The organism is Methanolobus sp. WCC4 (genome assembly GCF_038022665.1).
Lineage (GTDB): Archaea > Halobacteriota > Methanosarcinia > Methanosarcinales > Methanosarcinaceae > Methanolobus.
On record NZ_CP150629.1, the window covers coordinates 2,480,500 to 2,500,833 of the forward strand.

A 20,334-nucleotide genomic window follows, 5' to 3' on the forward strand; every position below is an offset into this window, starting at 1 on the left:
CCTTAGATGTACATTCTGTCACCACTGGATGGTGCAGGAAGGTTCTTCAGTTTTTTGATAGCTGCATACAGGTCATCCTGGGTGACAGCATCCCTGTCCTCTATGATAACATTATGAAGAGCGGTCTTGAGCACCTTGCCTACCAGATCCCTTCCGGAAAGTCCTTCCGTCATCTTTGCAATTGCCCGAAGATCGAGATCCTTTACAGGAACAGGGAATGTCCCTACGTTTGATTCCAGTATCAAAAGACGTTCTTTCTCATCAGGGAGGGTGAACTCGATCTCTTCCTCGAACCTGCTCCTTACAGCAAGGTCTATGGTGTCTGTACGGTTGGTGGCTCCTATAGTACATACTCCCGGACGCTCTACTATACCATCCATCTCCGTAAGAAGAGCATTCACTATCTCTGCAACGTCCCCACGAAGTGTCTGGTGTCTGCGGTCAAGGGCGATCGCATCCAGCTCATCGATGAAAATTATACAAGGAGCCATTTCCTGTGCGCGTTCGTATAGCTGGTGTATCTGTCTGGCACCCTCACCTACGAACTCGCCTATAAGCTCGGTAGCCTTTACAGGAAGAATAGGTACATGTGCCTTATTTGCCAGTGCCTTTGCAAGCATGGTCTTACCAGTACCCGAAGGACCGAAGAAAAGCACGTTCCTTGGCGCCCATTTGCCGAACTTCTCAGGTGATGCGAGAAAACGTTCGATCAGTCTGCACTTCTTACGAGCGTTCTGCTGCCCAATGACATCATCAAAAGTAACATCGCTCCTGAACTCCACCGCAGGAATACTGCTCACAGAAGTATCACTTACAATGATGTGAGTGTTCTGTCCTATCACAGAGGCCGGTGGTTCAACATCAGTTACCTTGTATGCAAAATCAGGATACATGCGACGGTCAAAGAGATAATCGCCCTTGTGGGCCGTATAACCATTCCACTGCTCCCTTGCATAGTGTTCGAAAACACCCGGGTCAGAGATCTCGGGATACTCATCAAGTATGCTTGCCATAGGATAACCTGCTGGCTCCAGCACGAGAAAGTCAGCTGTACATTCTGCTGGTTCTGAATTTGTTTCCCTGTTCGACTTAATACTGGTTTTCTGGACAGTCCTTACTATATGTATCATCTCTTTTTTATTCTACAATCCTAAATGAATTACGCGAATTATTAAACCTAACCCTTAGAGCTTTCGCGATACACACTACCAAAACTAAATAAAATTGAACGTATAATAAATATAGTAGATATTACTATATTATAATGTTTATGAAAAAAGAGCCAATGGTCCGGAACATGAAGATACCCGGTGTCGTAAACACCGTCTTTCTTTTAGTCGTATGTATCCTGGGATTTGTACTTCTGGCGCCATTTGTCATTGAAGCAAGTACGAGCTCTATAATCATAAGTTCCGTACTCATAGGATGTGCTTTCATTGCTATAATCTTTGCCAGTAACCACATCGAAAAGAAGAATAAAGAACTGGAGAACAACATTGAGGAACTGGAGAACAAAAGAATAGAGCTTGAACATCTCGTCGAGCGCAATGCAAAGATAGAGGACATGATATCCTCACTTGTATCGATGTTCATCCAGCCCAATGATACCGATGCTATAATACACAAGACACTTGAGAGAACCGGCACACTCTGTAATACCGGAAATAGCTACCTGTACCTGTTCAAACAGAACGGTGCAGCATACATGTCACACCAGTGGAAAAGTGAAAAGCATGCAGACCGAACAAGTGTTTTTGAAAGAAAGGCAGTTTCACATTTATCATGGATCAGAGCTAAACTGGACAGAAGGCAGATAATAGTCCTCACAGAAAATGAGGAGAGCGAAGAAAGAACTGGTAAAGAACAGGATCTTTTAAGGTCTAATGGATTAAAGTCCATCTTCATAATACCGGTGGGATCAAACGAAGAGCTTAAAGGTTTCATCAGTCTGGAGAATTACTCTGTCGGTGTTGATCATTGTCAGGACTATACACACACATTGAAAGTAGTGTCAGAGCTTGTTGGAATGGCACTGAATCACAGGTCATTCCTCAAGGACCTCAGTCTTTTCAAGGATCTTATCAACAGGTCCAACGATTTCATCTTCGTCATCGATCTGGAGAACACAAATATCATCGATGTGAATCAGACTGCATGCCAGGAACTCGGACATACAAGAGAAGAGTTCCTCAACATGAATGAACAGGACATACAGAACCTTTTCAATGATAATTTCTGGTGCAATGACCTTCAGGAAATGTTCGGTGACAGGTATCTTGAACCCAACAAGACACTCACAAGGAAAGATAATAGTACCCTGCCTGTCGAGCTAAATGTCACCTTTTCAAACCTTGACCATCACAATTATGCCCTGGCGATCGTCCGTGATATCACGAAGCGCAAGGATATCGAGAGCATACTGGAAAAGACAAAGGAGGTCATGGAACTTGCACTGGATGGTGCTGACCTCGGGATGTGGGACTGGAACCTCAGAACGGATGAGGTCATGTACAATGACCGCTGGGCCAGCATGGCAGGATATGAACTCGAAAATATAGAACAGAACATCAATTCATGGAGAGAGCTCACACATCCTGATGACCTTGAGATGCTAAATGCGAACATTGACAATCACCTGAAAGGAGAGACACCGCTCTTTGAATCAGAGTTCAGGATGAAGAACAACGAAGGAAAATGGCAGTGGATCCTTGCAAGAGGCAAGCTCACCGAGTGGGATAAGAACAATGAACCTTTCAGGTTCACCGGAACGACCATGGACCTTGACGAAAGAAAGAGATTCGAGGAAGAACTTCGTCACTCCAATGAGCTCAAGGACCTTTTCACTGACATAATGCGCCATGACCTGCTCAACCCTGCAGGAAATGTCAAAGGTTTCTCGGACGTACTTCTGGAGATGGAGCAGGAGCAGACCAAAACACATATCATAAAGACGATGCAGAGAAGTATCGACAAGCTTATAGAGATGATCGATTCAGCTGCAACGTTCGCCAAACTGGAATCTGCTGAGGAACTGGAGCTTTCCAGAATGGATATAATGATGATGCTGAAAAATGCCAGCGAGCAATTCTATCAGCACCTAAGGGAAAAGAACATGGATCTGGAGATCCGGGCCAGAGGTAACTACCCCGCCATGCTCAATCCTATAGTTGAAGAGATTTTTGCCAATTTCATATCAAATGCCATCAAATACAGCCCGGAGAACACAAAGGTAATATTGGACATCGAGGACCATTATGACGAGTGGAAAGTGAAGGTCATCGATTCAGGAGAAGGAATTCCTGATGAGTCAAAACCCCTTGTCTTTGACCGTTTTAAGAGAGTTCATAAGAAAGGAGTAAAAGGAACCGGCCTTGGTCTTGCTATTGTGAAGAAGATAGCTGAACTCCTTGGAGGAAGTGTTGGGATCGAGGACAACCCTGAAGGACAGGGCAGTGTATTCTGGGTCAGATTGAAGAAGGCATATGCTGATGAACACCAGAATGACATCCATAACGAGCCTGACGAGATCAGTTGCAATGACACCTTTGCAAATAATGATCAGGCTGTGATGAACGATTGCTAAATTCTCTTTTTCCGCCATAGATTTAAAGGATGATCGTTCTTATCAGACCATTTAACATCAATATTGATGAGGAATTAAAATGGAACTTGATGAAACTATCATTACACGGGCTATAGTTGACGAATTCTCAAAGGTCTTTATGGATTACATCGAGGTTGATGTGGCCCTTGTTGGAGGAGGACCTGCAAACCTGGTTGCTGCTAAGTATCTTGGTGAAGCCGGACTGAAAACCGTTCTTTTTGAGAAGAAGCTCTCCATAGGAGGAGGAATGTGGGGCGGAGGAATGATGTTCCCTCGCATAGTAGTACAGGAAGATGCAAAGCACATCCTCGATGATTTTGGGATCAATTACCACGAGTATGAAAAAGGATACTATGTTGCAAGTTCAGTGGAATCTGTAGGAAAGCTCATCAGTGGTGCTACTGATGCAGGTACCGAGATATTCAACCTCATTGATGTTGAAGACGTTATGATAAGGGAGAACGACACTGTTTGCGGACTTGTCATCAACTGGGGAGCGGTATCAATGATGCGCCTCCATGTAGACCCGCTGGCGATTCGTGCAAAGGTGGTCATTGACGGAACCGGCCATGATGCAGGAGTATGCAGCACTGTCCAGCGCAAGATACCAGGAACAGAAATGGATCTTGATGTCATTGGTGAGAAACCAATGTGGGCAGATGTCGGAGAGAAGATCCTCATGGAAACAACAAAGGAAGTCTACCCCGGACTCATAGTCACCGGCATGGCTGCAAATGCAGTGGCAGGTGCACCGAGAATGGGACCTGTATTTGGCGGCATGATGCTCTCCGGCAAAAAAGCTGCTGAACTTGCCATTGAGAAGTTACAAAAATAAAATAACCTATAAAGAACGAAGCCAGATGATGCCGTAAAACAGCATTTTCTAAGGAAAAGCTTTATCTAAGAGACTGACATCTATAGGGTGCTTTCAAGGAAAGCACCTACTTCGAGCCGGGGTAGGGTAGCGGTTATCCTGTAGCCCTGTGGAGGCTACGATTCGAGTTCGATTCTCGATCCCGGCCCCATTCAACATACTTTTTTATTAACCATAAGTATTGACCACAATGTTGCATACTTGAAGTGTTGCATAGGAGATCCTGAGGGTCCAGACTAAACACTGCAAAAACACCAAACAGCAATTCCACTTATCATTGCGTTCTTTAGATAGATGTTATGAATTAACCCCACCCCCACGGGGCTTAGTAAGGGTGGTACGTCCCTACTAAAACATTGCTAACTCTAGCAATATAATGAGATTATGATGTCACTTCTATATAAGCGATATAGTATCAGGAAAAAACCGGCGTTCAGAACATACCGTGTGAAAATAGAAGAGATAAAGTATTGAAGTGAAGGATAAGAGATGATACCGGAATGATCATCCATATCAAATATTAGAATTCATGTAACTTCAACTGTCTTCTCTGACAGATACTCTCACCAGGGATCTCCACAGGATAAGCACCCGTAAGACATCCTACACAAAGGTCATCCCTTTCTATGCCTATAGCCTCTACGAGACCATCGACACTCAGGTAGCCCAGTGAATCTGCATTGATCACAGCCTCGACACCCTTGATAGTCTTATGAGCGGCTATCAGTTCATCCCTGGAAGCCATGTCAATACCAAGATAACATGGTGCCACGATCGGCGGACTTCCGATACGTGCGTGGACCTCTTTTGCACCGGCATTGCGAACCATATCGATAATACGACGGGAAGTTGTACCCCTTACGATACTATCATCGATCAGGACAACCCTGTTGCCCTTGATATTCTCATTGATGGTATTCATCTTCAGGCGCACAGCAGTTTCACGCATAGCCTGGCCCGGAAGAATGAAAGTACGTCCGATATAACGGTTCTTCATGAGACTTTCTTCATAGTCTATATTCGAGCCCTTGGAATAGCCGATCGCAGAAGTGATACCTGAGTCAGGCACCGGAGAGACCATATCCGCATCCACCGGATGTTCCTCTGCCAGTTTCTCACCTATGCGCTCGCGGACCCTGTAGACAAGTTGTCCGTCGATTATAGAATCAGGACGTGCAAAATAAACATATTCGAATACGCAGTGTGCGCCACATTTCTCATCAAAGAGCTGGTGTGATTCAACCTCGCCATCCCTGAAAATAATAAGTTCACCCGGCTTGACATCCCTGAGCAACTTACCATTGAGAGTATCAATGGCCACACTCTCTGAGGCTACAGCATAACCAGAGTCGATAGTACCGAAACATAATGGCTTGAATCCAAGTGGGTCCCTTACAGTCATTAACAGGTCATCTATCATTATGACAAGAGAATAGGAACCATTAAGCTGCTTCATCACATTGCGAATAGCCTCTACAGGTTCGTGCTTGAGAAGTTCCTTTACAAGCAGATGCGCAATTACCTCTGTATCGGAATTAGCAACAAAGACATGACCTTCGGCCTCTAGCTGGTCCCTGAGGTCCAGTCCATTGACAAGGTTCCCGTTGTGAGCAAGTGCTACATTGCCGCTCTTATATTTCACAATGAAAGGCTGGCAGTTCTCGATCCTTGAATCACCAGAAGTAGAATAGCGTACATGACCTATACCAACGTCCCCTTTAAGGGAAACAAGGTCATCCTTATCGAATACCTCAGGCACAAGACCCATACCCTTGAGGGTCTGGGGCTGCCTGCCATCATGGACAGTTATTCCTGCAGATTCCTGACCACGATGCTGTAAGGCATACAATGCATAATAGATGCGAAGCGCAGAAGGTACTGGGTGCGTTTCTTCCCTGAACTGCACAACCCCTGCAACACCGCATTCTTCGCGCATTTGTATCCCTGATCAAAAAGACTTAACTTCTTAGTACTTGCACTTTGCCTGCCACTTGTAGCTTCTCATGCGTGGGGTCTTTCCAAAGCCGCATGATGTGCACTGTTTTGTATGGATGTTGAGTGAAACACTACCGCAGCGCCTGCATTTCACGTGCGTGCGCTTCTGTCTTTTACCCATTGAGGGAGTACCTTTTGACATTTATAATCACCTTTATAAGTTTGAGATCTGGTCGATCAGTATATAATTACCGTATAAGTTGTAGCCAAAGCCAATAATTAAGATAATCAAATAATTACAGCCTGGAGATTACCCTTCATATGGCTATTAGTTCTTATAGGTTACGTTCGTTTCACGGGGAAACGTATACTACGTTGTCACCTCTGATAACAACACTACCCAGTTTCCTCACTGTCTCTCCTTCCTTAAGTTCCTCTGCATCATCAAGTACAAGGTTCATGTGGACATCATATCCCTGAAGTTTACCACGGAATTCCCTTGCGCCTTTAAGTCTCACAATTACAGGTGTGTTCAAAGCATCGTTCAATATATCAAGAGGTCTGTTTCCCATTTTAGTCGCCCTCATTTAAATAAATCCAAATAATCATACGCGATAGTAGCTTGTAAATTTGTTTATTTACTTATACATATTGCGATGCTCCAATGTCGCATATTCAATATATAAAACTATCGTACGCAGCAATATTCTGACGGATAATAGGCAGAGTCACAAACATATATAGACCCTGCTAACCAACTAGTATATAAGATACAAGACATTTAAGGGCTCCCTCACAAGTGAAGAGGACCAGCAGGAGTAAAGACATGAGCAAAATACCGGTCATATTAACAATAGCAGGATCAGACTCAGGAGGAGGAGCCGGAATTGAGGCAGATATCAAGACAATATCCTCCCTGGGACTTCACCCAGCATGTACGATAACTTCGGTCACATCGCAGAACACAACAGGTGTCTTAAGTGCCTATGACATCCCCTGTGAAGTTATACGCAGCCAGGCAGATGCGGTTTGCAGGGACATGAACATTCATTGGGCCAAGTCAGGAATGCTCTCATCATCCGAGATAATATCGACTGTTGCAGGTATCGTGAAGGAATATGACCTGAAACTGGTGGTCGATCCAGTCATGGCTGCCGAGGCAGGAGGAGACCTGCTACGAAAGGATGCAATAACAACTCTGAAAGAAGAATTGCTTCCCCTGAGCCATGTTGTGACACCGAACATCAATGAAGCCAGTATCCTCTCCGGCATACAGATAACCAACATCGAAGAAGCAAAGACGGCTGCAAGGATCATCAGCCAGACAGGGGTCAACATAGTCATTGTCACCGGCGGACACCTGGATGCTACAGACCTGATATATAACAAACAGAATAACACATACACACTGATCCCCGGAAGCTTTGTGAAAGGAGGGACACACGGATCAGGGTGCACATATTCGTCTGCACTTACATCATACCTTGCACAGGGCTACGAAATCGATGAAGCTGCGAAAATGACAAAGGAATTTGTCGTCGAAGCAATAGAAGGAAGCGTACCTGTTGGAAAAGGGGTCGGACCGGTCAACCAGTTAGCACGTCTATTGAATGATTCCGGAAGATATACAGTCCTGAAGAATGTCAAAGAGGCAGTGGACACCCTCAGAGAATGCAGGGACATGGCATACCTCATACCTGAGGTCGGATGTAATATTGCCATGGCAACCCCTGATGCCCGATTTACAACAGAGGTTGCTGCAGTTACAGGAAGGATAGTAAGGTCTAAAGGAAAGGCACAGGTTGTCGGAGATATCGAGTTCGGTGCGAGCAGCCATGTAGCCCGCATAATACTTACTGCAATGAAACATGACCCAGCCTGCAGAGCCTGTGTTAACATCAGGTACTCGGAAGAACTTGTGGAGATATGCAGGAAAATGGACCTCAGTGTAGCATCCTTCTCCAGAGAGGAAGAACCGGTAGATACACACACAATGGACTGGGGAACAACAGATGCAATTGAAAGGCATGGAAGTGTGCCGGACATCATCTATGACAAAGGCGGAACAGGAAAGGAAGCCATGATAAGGGTCATGGGTCACACCGCCACAGAGGTTGCAACATCAGCCATCGGGATCGCTGAGAACTATTCTGCACTTAGGGAAGAATAATAACAATATCAAGAGCAACATTATAGTAGACCGGAACAGCACTCCGGAGTCTGCATAATATCAGGTTCGATAAAGAGTGAAGATCATCATGGAAACGAAGGTATCAGAGATATTCAGGGGACCTTATCTCTCAAAGGAGATAAGGAAAAGCATTAAGGAAATGGGTTTCAGGGAAGCTACTGAGATCCAGCAGAAATGTATCCCGGACATTTTAGAAGGCAAGGACATCATCGGACAGGCACAGACAGGTACAGGGAAGACCGCAGCATTCGGGATCCCGCTCATAGAACTTCTTGATCCTGAAAAGAAGAAACTGCAGGCGCTTGTCATATGCCCCACCAGAGAGCTTGCCGATCAGGTGTCGGAAGAGCTCACCAAGCTTGCAAAGTACATCCCCGAAATGAGGATCGCATCCATATACGGAGGAGCCTCGATCGGTTCACAGATCAATGACCTCAGATCAGGAGTACAGATAGTAACAGGCACACCGGGAAGGATCATCGACCATCTTGAAAGAGAGACCATGCAGACCGATGACATAGGGATCGTTGTGCTCGATGAAGCAGATGAGATGCTGAATATGGGATTCAGGGAGGATATAGAGAAGATACTCAATGCAATCCCTGATGGACGGCAGACATTGCTCTTTTCAGCCACTATGCCGGAACCCATACTCCAGCTTACCGAACAGTACCAGAAGGAACCGGAACATGTGAAAGTTACCAGGAAGGAACTGACCGCCCCAAAAGTGAAGCAGTATTACTTCGAAGTAAAGGACAATGCTAAACCGGAAGCACTTAAAAGGTTAATAGAAGCTGAGAACATCAAGTCAGCACTTGTTTTCTGCAATACCAAGAAGACCGTTGACAAACTGGTCATCAAGTTAGGTTCATGGGGCTATCCTGCAGATGCGCTTCACGGCGACATCAAGCAAAATAAAAGAGAGCGCAGGATGGACAGGTTCAAAAATGAGGATATAGGTATCCTCGTAGCAACAGATGTGGCCGCAAGGGGCATAGATGTCGATAACATAGAAGTGGTATTGAACTACGACCTTCCGCAGGAATCCGAGACCTATGTCCACAGGATAGGAAGGACCGCCAGAGCTGGCAGACCCGGACTTGCCTATACGTTCGTATCAGGAAAACAGATCGAGAAACTTAATGATATAAGCGGGATAACAGGAACAGAGATCATCAAAAGAGAGACCCCCAGCAACAGGGATATTGAAAGGATAAAAGAAGAACGCATCGCGGATGATATCAGGATGATGATCAGACGCGGACATCTGGATAAATACGATGAGTTTGTGGCAGGAATTGCGGGCGACGACATGAACTATCGCCAGATAGCTGCCGCACTTGCAAAGATGATACTCAGGAAAGAGAGATAACTTAGTGTGAACCGCTTATAGAAGTATTTGACAGTTACATTTACTTAATACCTAACACTTGTACTTACACTTACAGAGGAAACTGAATGAAAGATTTCGTTATTATCGGACATAAAGCATTGACAACTGGTGATTTTTCACTTAACGACCTGCCCGGTTCTGCCGGAAGGATGGATATACTGTGCAGGTGCATCAATTCCGCACTTTTCCTTTCACATGGCATGAGACGTGATGTCAATGTCCATCTTGTACTGCTGGGAGAACCTGACCCGGGAAAGATAGTAAGATTCAACGGAGAGAAACTGAAGTACCTCAACCCTGATGAGAGAAGCAGCGGGTCACTGATAAAGAAAGCGCTTGCAAAAGATGCGATCGAATATGAGAGCCAGTCAACACCGGGAGTATATGTACGCCGTGGCGGGCTTGACACTCTTCTTAATGAGTTCAAAGAGGCAGGAAGGGACATCTATTACCTGAGGGAAGATGGAAAGGACATACGTGAATACGAAGGCCTCGGAACGGATGCAGTGTTCGTCCTTGGAGACCACATGGGAGTCACGGAAGAGGAAGAGGAGATAATCGATGGTGTTGCGAAACAGACACTCAACATCGGCCCAATATCACTTCATTCGGACCACTGTATGATAATTATACATAATGAACTGGACAGGAAAGAAGCATAACTAAAAAAGGTTATATTATATAGTACCCATCTGTTGCAGACCACCCGGAGAGATGAGAAACCGAGATATAGATAAAGTGATCCTATGAGCATACTTGAAACCGCTAAGAAGATAATTGAAGAAGGACCCATCTGCGACCATTGTATGGGCAGGCAGTTTGCCAAGTTATCCACCGGCCTTACCAATGTTGAAAGAGGACAGGCCATCAAACTGAGCCTTGTCATGGAAGGAGACGCTCTTTTCAAAGAGAGCGGTGATGAGTCACTGCTTGAAGGACTGGCAAATAGCAGCCCTTACGCCCGAAGGAGCCTGAAGATAGAGAATGAGGACGAGAAATGCTGGGTATGCCTCGGAATCTTCGAAAACCTTGATATCTGGGCGGACAGGGCCGTAGAGAGCATAGGTGACAGAGAATATTCGACATTCCTCGTAGGCACAAAAGTGAGTGGTCTTATAGGCGAGAACGAAGAGATACTCTGGAGCGAATGCGGGATCACGCATGCAGAGCAGTTCAAGACCGAGATGAATCGCGAGGTCGGTAAGCTCATAGCAGCACGTACGGGAAAAGAGGTGGCTTTTGAAAGACCTGACATCCTGGTGACGCTGGACATTGCAGAAGGATCGACAAGCGTGCAGGTCAAATCACTTTATATCCAGGGAAGATACAGGAAACTTGTCAGGGGCATCCCACAGACCAGATGGCCATGTCGCGGTTGCGGCGGCAGGGGTTGTGAACAATGTGATAACACCGGGAAGCAATACCCCGAATCCGTTGATGAACTGATAGGTGCAGAGGTCGTAAAGGCAGCAAATGGAACGGATACGAAGTTCCACGGTGCAGGGCGCGAGGATATAGATGCTCTGATGCTTGGAACGGGAAGGCCTTTCGTTGTCGAGGCGGTCAACCCGACCATCCGCAGTGTGGATGTATGGGAACTGGAAAAGAAGATCAACGATTTCGCCGATGGAAAGGTAGAGGTTGAAGGACTTAAGATCGTGGAGAAGGCAGTAATTGAGACCCTGAAGTCCTCAAAGGCGGATAAAGTTTATAACCTTAAAGTTACATTCAAAGAGCCTGTTTCCACGGATAAACTCAAAGATGCTATAGACTCCCTTATCGGAGCACAGATACATCAAAGGACCCCGCAGCGTGTAGCGCACAGGCGGGCAGATCTTGTCCGAAAACGAAATGTCCATGATATGCAACTCATTGAGAAAACAGATGAGTATGCCATTATAGAAGTTCACTGTGATGGCGGCCTGTATGTCAAGGAACTTACGTCAGGGGACGATGGAAGAACTGAGCCAAGTCTCACAGGAAAACTGGGAATACAGGCTACAGTGGCTGAACTCAATGTAGTGAAAGTCGACATATGAGTCAGAACATCATAATGATCCAAATTAGAACATTTACATATCAAACTAACTACCCGATCAATGGAGGAAAATAATCATGGCAACATCACACGGTGAAAAACACGGTACAAGATACAAGTTGAAGAAGACTTCAAGAGAAAGAGGACTCTCACCTATCAGCAAGGCGATCCAGGAGTTCGACAACGGTCAGATGGTCCACATCGACATCGACCCAAGCATCCAGAAAGGAATGCCACACGCAAGGTTCCAGGGCAAGACCGGTAAGGTAACCGGACAGCGCGGACGTGCCTTTGTCCTCGAGATAAGGGACGGAAAAGCTATGAAAGAGATCATATCCCTTCCACAGCACCTGAAACCACAGAAGTACTGAGTACATAGTTCAGGTCCTGTGACCTGGATTACCTTTATTTATCGTTAGATATATCTTTACTGCGTGTATTTAACGGAATATACAACACTATTTATCCATGCCAGCACATAATGGCGAAAATCAAATAATGCACAGAGTGTATACCAATGATAGTAAAAGAAGTTCTGAGTGAAGAGTTGTTAACCCTGCCTGAAGTCAAGGGTATGTTGCACGAGATAATGGAAGAGCGTCTCAAAGACGAGGAAGAGCTTGGATATGAACTAAAGAAAGCTATCAACCATGCAGAGATGTTCTCAAAGACAACCCCTGAGAAAGCAAGGGAACTTGTTAACAAACTCCTTGAGCTTGAAAAGATGAAACCTGAGATCGCCATCAGAGTAGCTGATGTCATGCCACAGAGCAGGGACGAGCTCAGATCACTCTACGCAAAAGAGAGATTTACCCTTACAGACGAAGAACTCGACCAGATGCTTGACCTTGTTGAAGAAGCAATGGATTAATGGATTAGATTTATATTCGATACATCCCTTTTTTAATTCGAGAGAACTTGCATAAGTAGCATTAGGTATGATACCGGAGGGAACGAGCATATGACAGCGAGGGGAAAACCACCTGAGAAGGAAGAGTTTGCATGGATCCTGGATTATCTTCCATATGGAAGTACTGATGATAAAAGGCCTTCTTATCAAAAGAAACCTCTTGTACAGGGAATCGGTGATAAGCACTTTGTCCTGATGGAACTTGTACCCAAGGAAGGGAAGGTACCGGATATCCAGTCCAGAGTATACATCGGAGATGGTGACAGGGACCTTGTCGACCATGTCAAGCACCGTATAGGTTATAATGATCTCAGCCACGGTGCACAGCTTGAACTACCATTCATTCTCGGGACTATTGTAAAACATCATGAAGAAAGGTTCGTCCAGTTCTTCAATGATGCACACCCGATAACCAACAGGCTTCACATGCTTGAGCTGCTTCCTGGAATTGGAAAGAAGCTCATGTGGGCGATCATCGATGAAAGGAAGAAAGGGAAGTTCCAGACACTTGAAGAGCTTCATGAAAGGGTCGGTGGAGTACATTCACCTGAAAAGCTCGTCGTGAACAGGATTATCGACGAGATGAAGGATGACAATATCAAGTACAGACTTTTCACCACACCCCCACGTCGTCCCCGTAGCCACTAAAAGGTGTTCATCCTTTGGTTTATGACATATTAAGGAAATATGGTATCCGCGGCGGATACCATGACCAGCATTTTTTGATAGACGAACGCATCCTTGACAGAATAGTGGATGCTGCCGACATCAAGCCAAACGAGACCATACTTGAAATAGGAGCAGGTATCGGCAACCTTACCGAGCGGCTTATGGCAAAAGCGGGCCACGTAGTCGCCATTGAAAGGGACCCTGAACTTGTAGAGGTCCTCATAGACCGTTTCGGCGACACTGACAAGCTCACCCTGATCCAGGGAGATGTACTTAAAGTTGACTTCCCGCCATTTGACAAAGTTGTCTCCAACCTGCCATATTCCATATCTTCAGAGATAACCTTCAAATTATTCAGATACAAGTTCGAACTTGGAATACTCATGTACCAGTACGAGTTCGCACAGAGACTTGTGGCCCATGCCAATTCAAAGGACTACAGCCGTCTTTCTGTGAACGCACACTATTTTGCAGATACCTCACTGATAATGAAGATCCCACGAGGAGCTTTCTCACCACCTCCCGAGGTCCTGTCAGCAGTGGTTGAGATCAGACCCCGGCCGGCAGATTTCGAAGTCCTGGATGAGAAATACTTCCTTGACCTTGTGACCGCTGCCTTCGGACAGAGACGCAAGAAGGTCAGGAACTCACTCATCAGGAACAAACAACTACTGGGCATCGATGACATGAAAGAGTTCATAAATGAACTTCCGCAGGATATGCTTGATAAAAGACCTGAGAACCTTGAGCCTGAGCAATTAGCGCAGCTTGCCAACATGCTTATCAGGCACAGGGATAAATGACCTTTCTGACATGGTAACGATCGAATACAGGAATGCAAAGGTACGTCTTGCAGAACAGGTCTATGACCCTGCAGAGGATTCGTACCTTCTTGCAGATACAGCTCTTGAGATTGTGAAGGACGGCATGGCAGTCCTTGAGATAGGAACAGGCAGTGGTTTCGTATCTGCGGTCCTCAAGGCCAATCGGGACATCAGGCTCATTGCAACCGAGATCAGCCCACTGGCTGCGAACTGTGCAAGGTCCAACAGGGTCGATGTTATCAGGACGGACATGTTCTCCGGGCTTAAAGCCGGAAAGCAGTTCGATGTGATCATATTCAATCCACCATATCTTCCAACCTCTGAAGATGAGAAAGTGCCTGGATGGTTGAACTATGCATTTGATGGCGGTGTGGACGGGCGCAAGGATATTGGGCCGTTCATGGAACAGGTAGCTGACCATCTGCAACCTGATGGAGTCGTTCTGCTATTGATCTCATCACTTACAGGCATAGATGAGGTCATTTCAGAGATGGAGGTCCATAATTTCAATGCACATGTGATAGCCTCAAAAAAATGCTCTTTTGAAAAACTTGTAGTTGTAGAAGGCAGGCCAATTAAATAAGCATGAATTGGTACTCTATCTGATCCTGAGTCAAATAGGATAAAGGTATATAGATAATATATTTAAATACGATAATAATATATTATATTGGTGTTCACTTGTTGAACATATTGTATAGCCCATAATTAATTTGAGGATCATACATGAAAGAACCAGTCCTCCTCAAAAACAACAAAAACAATTCCCTTAAGATTAAAAACGAACTTGAGGACATCTATGGAAAGGTCATAGTATATGACATCGATCAGGAAAGTCATGCTGAGAGACATGACCTTGAAGATCCAGGTATTTTCGTCTGCAGGATTGAAACCGATACAGATAACATAGTAGAAGATGCTATGAGAATTGCTGCAGATAACAGGTCACCGATACTGTTCATCTTGTCCAGTCCTGAGAAATGTTCATACGACAGAATAGCCAGCATGGAAATGGTATGTTACATTAAAGAACCATATACCAGAAATGAGCTGAAATATAGTCTCAAAAAAGCTGCAAGCTCTGCAAAGATATGTGAGTGGAACTACCAGTTGCTTAACGATAGCATTAAAGACGTGCTATTCTCAATGGGACCTACCGGAAAGATCCTTTATGTAAGTCCTTCCATTGAAAAACTCTCAGGTTTTACGCAGGAAGATGTGTTCAACAGAGACCTGAAAGAACTTGTAACTGAAGACACATTCACCTTTATATCAGGACTAATAGGCACTTTCTGCAGCAAGCTAAAAACTGGCGAAGCTGTGAGACCCCCTGTATTCGATATGGAGATAATCCACAAAGATGGTTCAACCTTATGGGTAGAATTGACGATCAACCCTGTTTTTGATGAAGATAAGAATTTCAGGTACTTTACCGGAACAATGCATGATATCACTGAGAAAAAAGAGGTAGAGAATGAATTAAAAGAACGGGACGAGATGTTCCGCCTTATTGCTGAAAATGCGAACGATGTGATATGGGTACTTGGTACGAATGGAGAAGTACTTTATGTAAGCCCTTCACTCAAAAAGTTGAGAGGATACACCCCGGAGGAAATAAAGCATGAAACCATGGAAGAGAGATTCACTCCCGAATCCGCCAAATTGGTAAAAGAGACATGGGCAAGTTTCTTCATGAGATTCAGAAAGGGAGTTATACCAGACATTCCGCAAAAGATGGAAGTTGAGCAGCCATGCAAAGATGGTTCTACCGTGTGGACAGAACTGCACATCAATCCGGTCCTCAATGATGAAGGAAATCTTAAATTCTTCCTGGGGATCAGTCGTGATATCAGTGAACGTAGAGAACGTGCAAAAGAACTGGAGAGGCAATCCCAGATACTCGATGGCATCTTTGATCTTGCGCCAATACCCATAATATTACTGGATGGAAATGGGATCATTGAAAAGATGAACCAGGCATGCATGCGAATACAAAATATCAATCCGGAAACAGCGATAGGCAAGAAGGCCGGAGAAGTATTTTCCTGTTCAAATGCATCCTATGGAGATGGATGTGGAGCCAATGATGAATGCATCTCTTGTTTGTTCCGTAATATGGAGCTGGAAACGCTTGCAACAAAAAAGAACATCTATAAAAGAGAGGGCATCTATACCTTGCAACGACCTGATGGTTCACAAGTGAAGTTGCACATGCAGGCCTCTACTGCTTACACCAACACCCTTGATAGTGAAAAGGTCATAATGAGCTTTGAGAATATAACTCAAAGGAAAAAGGCAGAGGAAGAAATAGTCAGGTCAAAGATGGAAGCTGAAGAGGCAAGCCGCACAAAGAGCGAGTTCCTTGCGACCATGAGCCATGAACTCAGAACACCGCTGAATGCCATCATAGGTTATTCACAAATGCTTCAGGAAGAGAACTTTGGCAGCCTGACAACCAAACAGCAGAAATTTGCAAAGCATGTCCATACAAGTGGAAAGCACCTTCTTGACCTCATAAATGACATCCTTGACCTTTCAAAGGTTGAAGCAGGCAAAATGGAACTGCACTATGAAAGATTCAGTGTCAATCATGTCATGAAGAACGTGTACAACATAATAGCCCCGCTTGCAGATAAGAAAGAGATAGATATAGATTTCCTGATATCAGAGGACATAAACATATATGCGGATAAGGTCCGGTTCAAACAGATACTCTACAACCTTATGAGTAATGCCATAAAGTTCACCCACGATAATGGAAATGTGTACATAAAAGCAGAAACTGACAATGGTACTCTGAAAGTCTCAGTTGCTGATACCGGCATAGGGATGTCTGAAAAAGAACAGGAGAGACTTTTCACTCCATTCTACCAGGCAGATTCATCTACTGCAAGAAAATATCAGGGAACCGGACTTGGACTATCTATTGTAAAAAAGATGATAGAACTCCATGATGGAACAATAGAAGTGGAAAGTGAGGCTGGAAAGGGCAGCACATTCACCTTCACATTACCTGTTGGACGTATGAACTAAAGAAAGGTCAGATGAAGCTATCGATAAGCGGATCGATCTTTTCTTTTTCAGGTTTATTCCTGTATAGTGGACCAGACTGTAGCACTTCCTGATGTTCCTCAAAACTTGGTTTGTCATTCACATAGAACACGCCCAGCGGGATCCTGTCACCCCATTCAAGGGACCTCTCAAATGCCTTCACACGGTCATTCAGCTCATAGCCTGTGTCCTCCATCTCGTACACCCTTTCAGAATACCAGTTGAAGGTATTCAGCTTGTTAAAGGAGACACATGGCTGGAGTACATCCACAAGAGATAGGCCTTTGTGCTGTATCGCCTTTTCTATAAGTGATGTCAGGTGTGGGATGTTACCCGCATATCCACGGCTCACAAAAGAACAGTCAAGGGATATAGCCAATGACAGAGGATTGAGTGGCATGTTGAACACACCATGAGTCTGCACTTTCGTCTTCATGCCGATCTCACTGGTGGGCGATGCCTGACCCTTGGTAAGACCATAGATCTGGTTATCGTGCACTATCATTGTTATATCGGGATTCCTCCTGACAGTGTGCAGGAAGTGGTTTCCTCCTTCACCATAACAGTCCCCGTCACCAGTGACCGCAAGTACCGTAAGTTCATGGTTGGCAACCTTGGCACCTGTTGCAGGAGGTAATGAACGTCCATGCAGGCCATTGAATGCATTACATTTGAGATAATGAGGAAGTTTACTGGACTGTCCTATACCGGAAGCGATCAGCACTTCGTGGGGCTCCTTTCCAAGATTGACAAGTGCCTGCTTTATGGCCTTGAGTATACCGAAATTGCCACATCCCGGACACCATGCTGTTTCATATTTACCATAATCCTCTATGCTGACCATTCAGATCACCTCCTTTTCCTTCAGGGCATTGATTATGAACTCAGGACTGAAGGGCTTTCCATCATAACGAAGCACATGTCCTGTTACATCGATACCTGCATCCACCTTCAGCATACGTGCGAACTGACCGGTGGAATTGTTCTCAACACAGATGGTCTTCTTCGCCTTTGAAAGTGAGTTTCTTGCTTCTTCTGCAGGTAATGGATGGATATGGGTAAAATGGACAAGGTTCACTGACCTGCCTTTCTCATTCAGGATATCCACCACCTCTGCAAGAGGACCGAAGGTGGACCCCCATCCGATAAGGGTAATGGAAGCGTCTGGCCTGCCATATATCTTCGGGGCCGGCATCTCCTCCCGAAGGACCTCCAGTTTCTTCATGCGTTTGTCATTCATCTTTATACGGTTATCAGGATCCTCGTTTATGTGACCGAATTCATCATGTTCATCACTATCCGCAACCACAACCGTACCAACTTGTCCCGGAAGAGCACGTGGTGATATTCCAACCGGGGTTATCTTATAACGTCTGTACTCCTCATTCTTGGTCCTGAGTTCCTGATCGGTCAGGAGATGCCTCTCCACCTCCACCCTGGATGCATCGAATCTCGGAAGGGTGAAAAGCGAATCTGCAAGATACTGGTCACTCATGACAAACACAGGGATGTGATACCGGTCTGCAATATTGAATGCCTCTGCCGTGAGATAGAAGCACTCCTCAGGAGTTCCGGGTGCCAGGATACACCGGGGGAACTCTCCCTGAGCAGCATTGAGGACGAACTGGAGATCGCCCTGTTCTGTCATAGTGGGCAGACCTGTAGCAGGGCCAGGACGCTGGCACAGGAAGATAACAGCAGGGGTCTCTGTGATACTGGCGAGTCCAAGTGCTTCTGTCATCAGGGCAAAACCACCACCTGATGTTGTTGTCATTGAACGTGCACCTGCAAAGGATGCCCCAAGGACCATATTAAGTGCTGCGATCTCATCCTCCGCCTGCTCCACCACCACATTGAACCTGTCAGCATTTGCTGCAACATAGGTCATAACACCTGTAGAAGGGGTCATTGGATAGGCTGCAAGGAACTGTACACCTGCTGCAAGTGCACCAAGTCCCACCGCCTCGTTACCATTGATAAGCATCAGATCATCCTTTTGATCAGGTTCGCTCACAGCGAACTTACAGCCACCGGGATAGTTCTCTTTTACATGATCATAGCCTGCACGTGCTGCAGCTATATTCTTCTGTATGATCTCCTCACCTTTTTTCCTGAAAGAGAGCTTCAGGATAGTTTCCAGATCGGACATCTCCAGGCAGAGAAGGCCGATCACAGCACCCAGAGATACAGAATTGGAATATATCTTATCCCCGCACACATCTCTGGCTATCTTAAGCATAGGAACATGGAAGACCGAGTTTTGATCCTCTTTTACTTCGATGACATCCTTATCAACAACAACGACACCATCGGTCACTTCTGCCATATGCTGTTCTATGGAAGCTGCATCAAGAGCCAGAAGCAGGTCCACACTCTCTGTCATTGCATATACAGGAGAATCACTTATACGTATCTGGAAAGTATTGTGTCCACCACGTACCCTTGAAAGATAGTACTGCGTGGCAAATACATGGAAACCGCTTTTCTTTAACGTTTTTGAAAGAGTCATACCGGTGGTCTGCAGGCCCTGACCTGCTGCACCCCCTATTTTAAGATTTAGATCGATGTTCATGATCATACTCCCTTTTATTTCAATAACTACAGTAACCGATAACAGATGCTGATCAATAGAGAAGTCCCATCCTTACCTGTCCCGCATAAATAGCCAATTGCCTGCACCGACAATCCAATCCCCCTATCTTTTTTTGGAGTGAAGCTATAAATATTATTCGCAGTCATTGGCGATAATTCCCAGCCATCAAGACGTTTATAGTAAGAGTCACAGTTTTTGAGGATCACAATGATCATACATGATCAGGCAATAGAAGAACGTTGAAACAGACTC

At 45.2% G+C, this 20,334-nt stretch carries 18 protein-coding genes and 1 tRNA gene; 13 read left to right on the top strand and 6 right to left on the bottom strand.

The annotated features are described in order from the left end of the window. Positions 1–2: 2 nt before the first annotated feature. Entirely contained in the window at positions 3–1,130 is a 1,128-nt protein-coding gene (locus V7O63_RS11685; RefSeq protein WP_340818730.1) for an AAA family ATPase, read from the bottom strand. Positions 1,131–1,270: 140 nt separating this feature from the next. Here V7O63_RS11685 and V7O63_RS11690 point away from each other — a divergent pair, with 140 nt between their 5' ends. From V7O63_RS11690 to V7O63_RS11700, 3 genes are all read left to right on the top strand, one after another. Further along, entirely contained in the window at positions 1,271–3,583 is a 2,313-nt protein-coding gene (locus V7O63_RS11690; RefSeq protein ID WP_340818731.1) for an ATP-binding protein, read from the top strand. A 79-nt stretch (positions 3,584–3,662) separates the two neighbouring features. Then, the gene (locus tag V7O63_RS11695) at positions 3,663–4,439 is read left to right on the top strand and encodes a sulfide-dependent adenosine diphosphate thiazole synthase (protein WP_340818732.1); all 777 of its coding nucleotides are present in this window, start codon (positions 3,663–3,665) and stop codon (positions 4,437–4,439) included. Between the two features lie 115 nt (positions 4,440–4,554). Next, a tRNA-His gene (locus V7O63_RS11700) sits at positions 4,555–4,629 on the top strand. A 369-nt stretch (positions 4,630–4,998) separates the two neighbouring features. Here V7O63_RS11700 and purF read toward each other — a convergent pair. From purF to V7O63_RS11715, 3 genes are all read right to left on the bottom strand, one after another. After that, positions 4,999–6,414: an amidophosphoribosyltransferase gene (purF, locus tag V7O63_RS11705; protein WP_340818733.1), complete on the bottom strand. Its 1,416-nt coding sequence runs from the start codon at positions 6,412–6,414 to the stop codon at positions 4,999–5,001. A gap of 30 nt (positions 6,415–6,444) precedes the next feature. Then, positions 6,445–6,615 carry a 50S ribosomal protein L37e gene (locus V7O63_RS11710; protein WP_319508150.1) on the bottom strand — a complete coding sequence of 57 codons (171 nt, stop codon included), beginning with the start codon at positions 6,613–6,615 and terminating at the stop codon, positions 6,445–6,447. Positions 6,616–6,766: 151 nt separating this feature from the next. Further along, the gene (locus V7O63_RS11715) at positions 6,767–6,985 is read right to left on the bottom strand and encodes an LSm family protein (protein ID WP_340818734.1); all 219 of its coding nucleotides are present in this window, start codon (positions 6,983–6,985) and stop codon (positions 6,767–6,769) included. A 254-nt stretch (positions 6,986–7,239) separates the two neighbouring features. Here V7O63_RS11715 and thiD point away from each other — a divergent pair, with 254 nt between their 5' ends. The 10 genes from thiD to V7O63_RS11765 all read left to right on the top strand — a co-directional run bounded on the left by thiD (position 7,240) and on the right by V7O63_RS11765 (position 17,471). Continuing rightward, the gene (thiD, locus tag V7O63_RS11720; protein WP_340818735.1) at positions 7,240–8,583 is read left to right on the top strand and encodes a bifunctional hydroxymethylpyrimidine kinase/phosphomethylpyrimidine kinase; all 1,344 of its coding nucleotides are present in this window, start codon (positions 7,240–7,242) and stop codon (positions 8,581–8,583) included. 88 nt (positions 8,584–8,671) lie between these two features. Beyond that, complete coding sequence (locus V7O63_RS11725) at positions 8,672–9,976, top strand: DEAD/DEAH box helicase (protein ID WP_340818736.1); 1,305 nt, start codon at positions 8,672–8,674, stop codon at positions 9,974–9,976. A gap of 86 nt (positions 9,977–10,062) precedes the next feature. Continuing rightward, the gene (trmY, locus tag V7O63_RS11730) at positions 10,063–10,659 is read left to right on the top strand and encodes a tRNA (pseudouridine(54)-N(1))-methyltransferase TrmY (protein ID WP_340818737.1); all 597 of its coding nucleotides are present in this window, start codon (positions 10,063–10,065) and stop codon (positions 10,657–10,659) included. Between the two features lie 84 nt (positions 10,660–10,743). Further along, positions 10,744–12,036, top strand: a complete 1,293-nt coding sequence (locus tag V7O63_RS11735; RefSeq protein ID WP_340818738.1) for a tRNA pseudouridine(54/55) synthase Pus10 — start codon at positions 10,744–10,746, stop codon at positions 12,034–12,036. 76 nt (positions 12,037–12,112) lie between these two features. Then, positions 12,113–12,406, top strand: a complete 294-nt coding sequence (locus tag V7O63_RS11740) for a 50S ribosomal protein L21e (protein WP_340818739.1) — start codon at positions 12,113–12,115, stop codon at positions 12,404–12,406. Between the two features lie 146 nt (positions 12,407–12,552). Beyond that, positions 12,553–12,906 carry an RNA polymerase Rpb4 family protein gene (locus V7O63_RS11745; RefSeq protein WP_340818740.1) on the top strand — a complete coding sequence of 118 codons (354 nt, stop codon included), beginning with the start codon at positions 12,553–12,555 and terminating at the stop codon, positions 12,904–12,906. 90 nt (positions 12,907–12,996) lie between these two features. Further along, positions 12,997–13,593 (top strand): DUF655 domain-containing protein, encoded by a 597-nt coding sequence (locus V7O63_RS11750; protein WP_340818741.1) that lies wholly within the window; start codon positions 12,997–12,999, stop codon positions 13,591–13,593. 14 nt (positions 13,594–13,607) lie between these two features. Further along, positions 13,608–14,417 (top strand): 16S rRNA (adenine(1518)-N(6)/adenine(1519)-N(6))-dimethyltransferase RsmA, encoded by an 810-nt coding sequence (rsmA, locus tag V7O63_RS11755; RefSeq protein ID WP_340818742.1) that lies wholly within the window; start codon positions 13,608–13,610, stop codon positions 14,415–14,417. Between the two features lie 10 nt (positions 14,418–14,427). Beyond that, a complete protein-coding gene (locus V7O63_RS11760; RefSeq protein WP_340818743.1) occupies positions 14,428–15,021 on the top strand; it encodes a HemK2/MTQ2 family protein methyltransferase in 594 nt (197 codons plus the stop codon). Positions 15,022–15,164: 143 nt separating this feature from the next. Beyond that, positions 15,165–17,471 carry a PAS domain S-box protein gene (locus tag V7O63_RS11765; protein WP_340818744.1) on the top strand — a complete coding sequence of 769 codons (2,307 nt, stop codon included), beginning with the start codon at positions 15,165–15,167 and terminating at the stop codon, positions 17,469–17,471. 7 nt (positions 17,472–17,478) lie between these two features. Here V7O63_RS11765 and V7O63_RS11770 read toward each other — a convergent pair whose 3' ends face one another. Then, a complete protein-coding gene (locus V7O63_RS11770) occupies positions 17,479–18,333 on the bottom strand; it encodes a 2-oxoacid:ferredoxin oxidoreductase subunit beta (protein ID WP_340818745.1) in 855 nt (284 codons plus the stop codon). After that, a complete protein-coding gene (locus V7O63_RS11775) occupies positions 18,334–20,061 on the bottom strand; it encodes a 2-oxoacid:acceptor oxidoreductase subunit alpha (RefSeq protein ID WP_340818746.1) in 1,728 nt (575 codons plus the stop codon). Positions 20,062–20,334 lie beyond the last annotated feature (273 nt).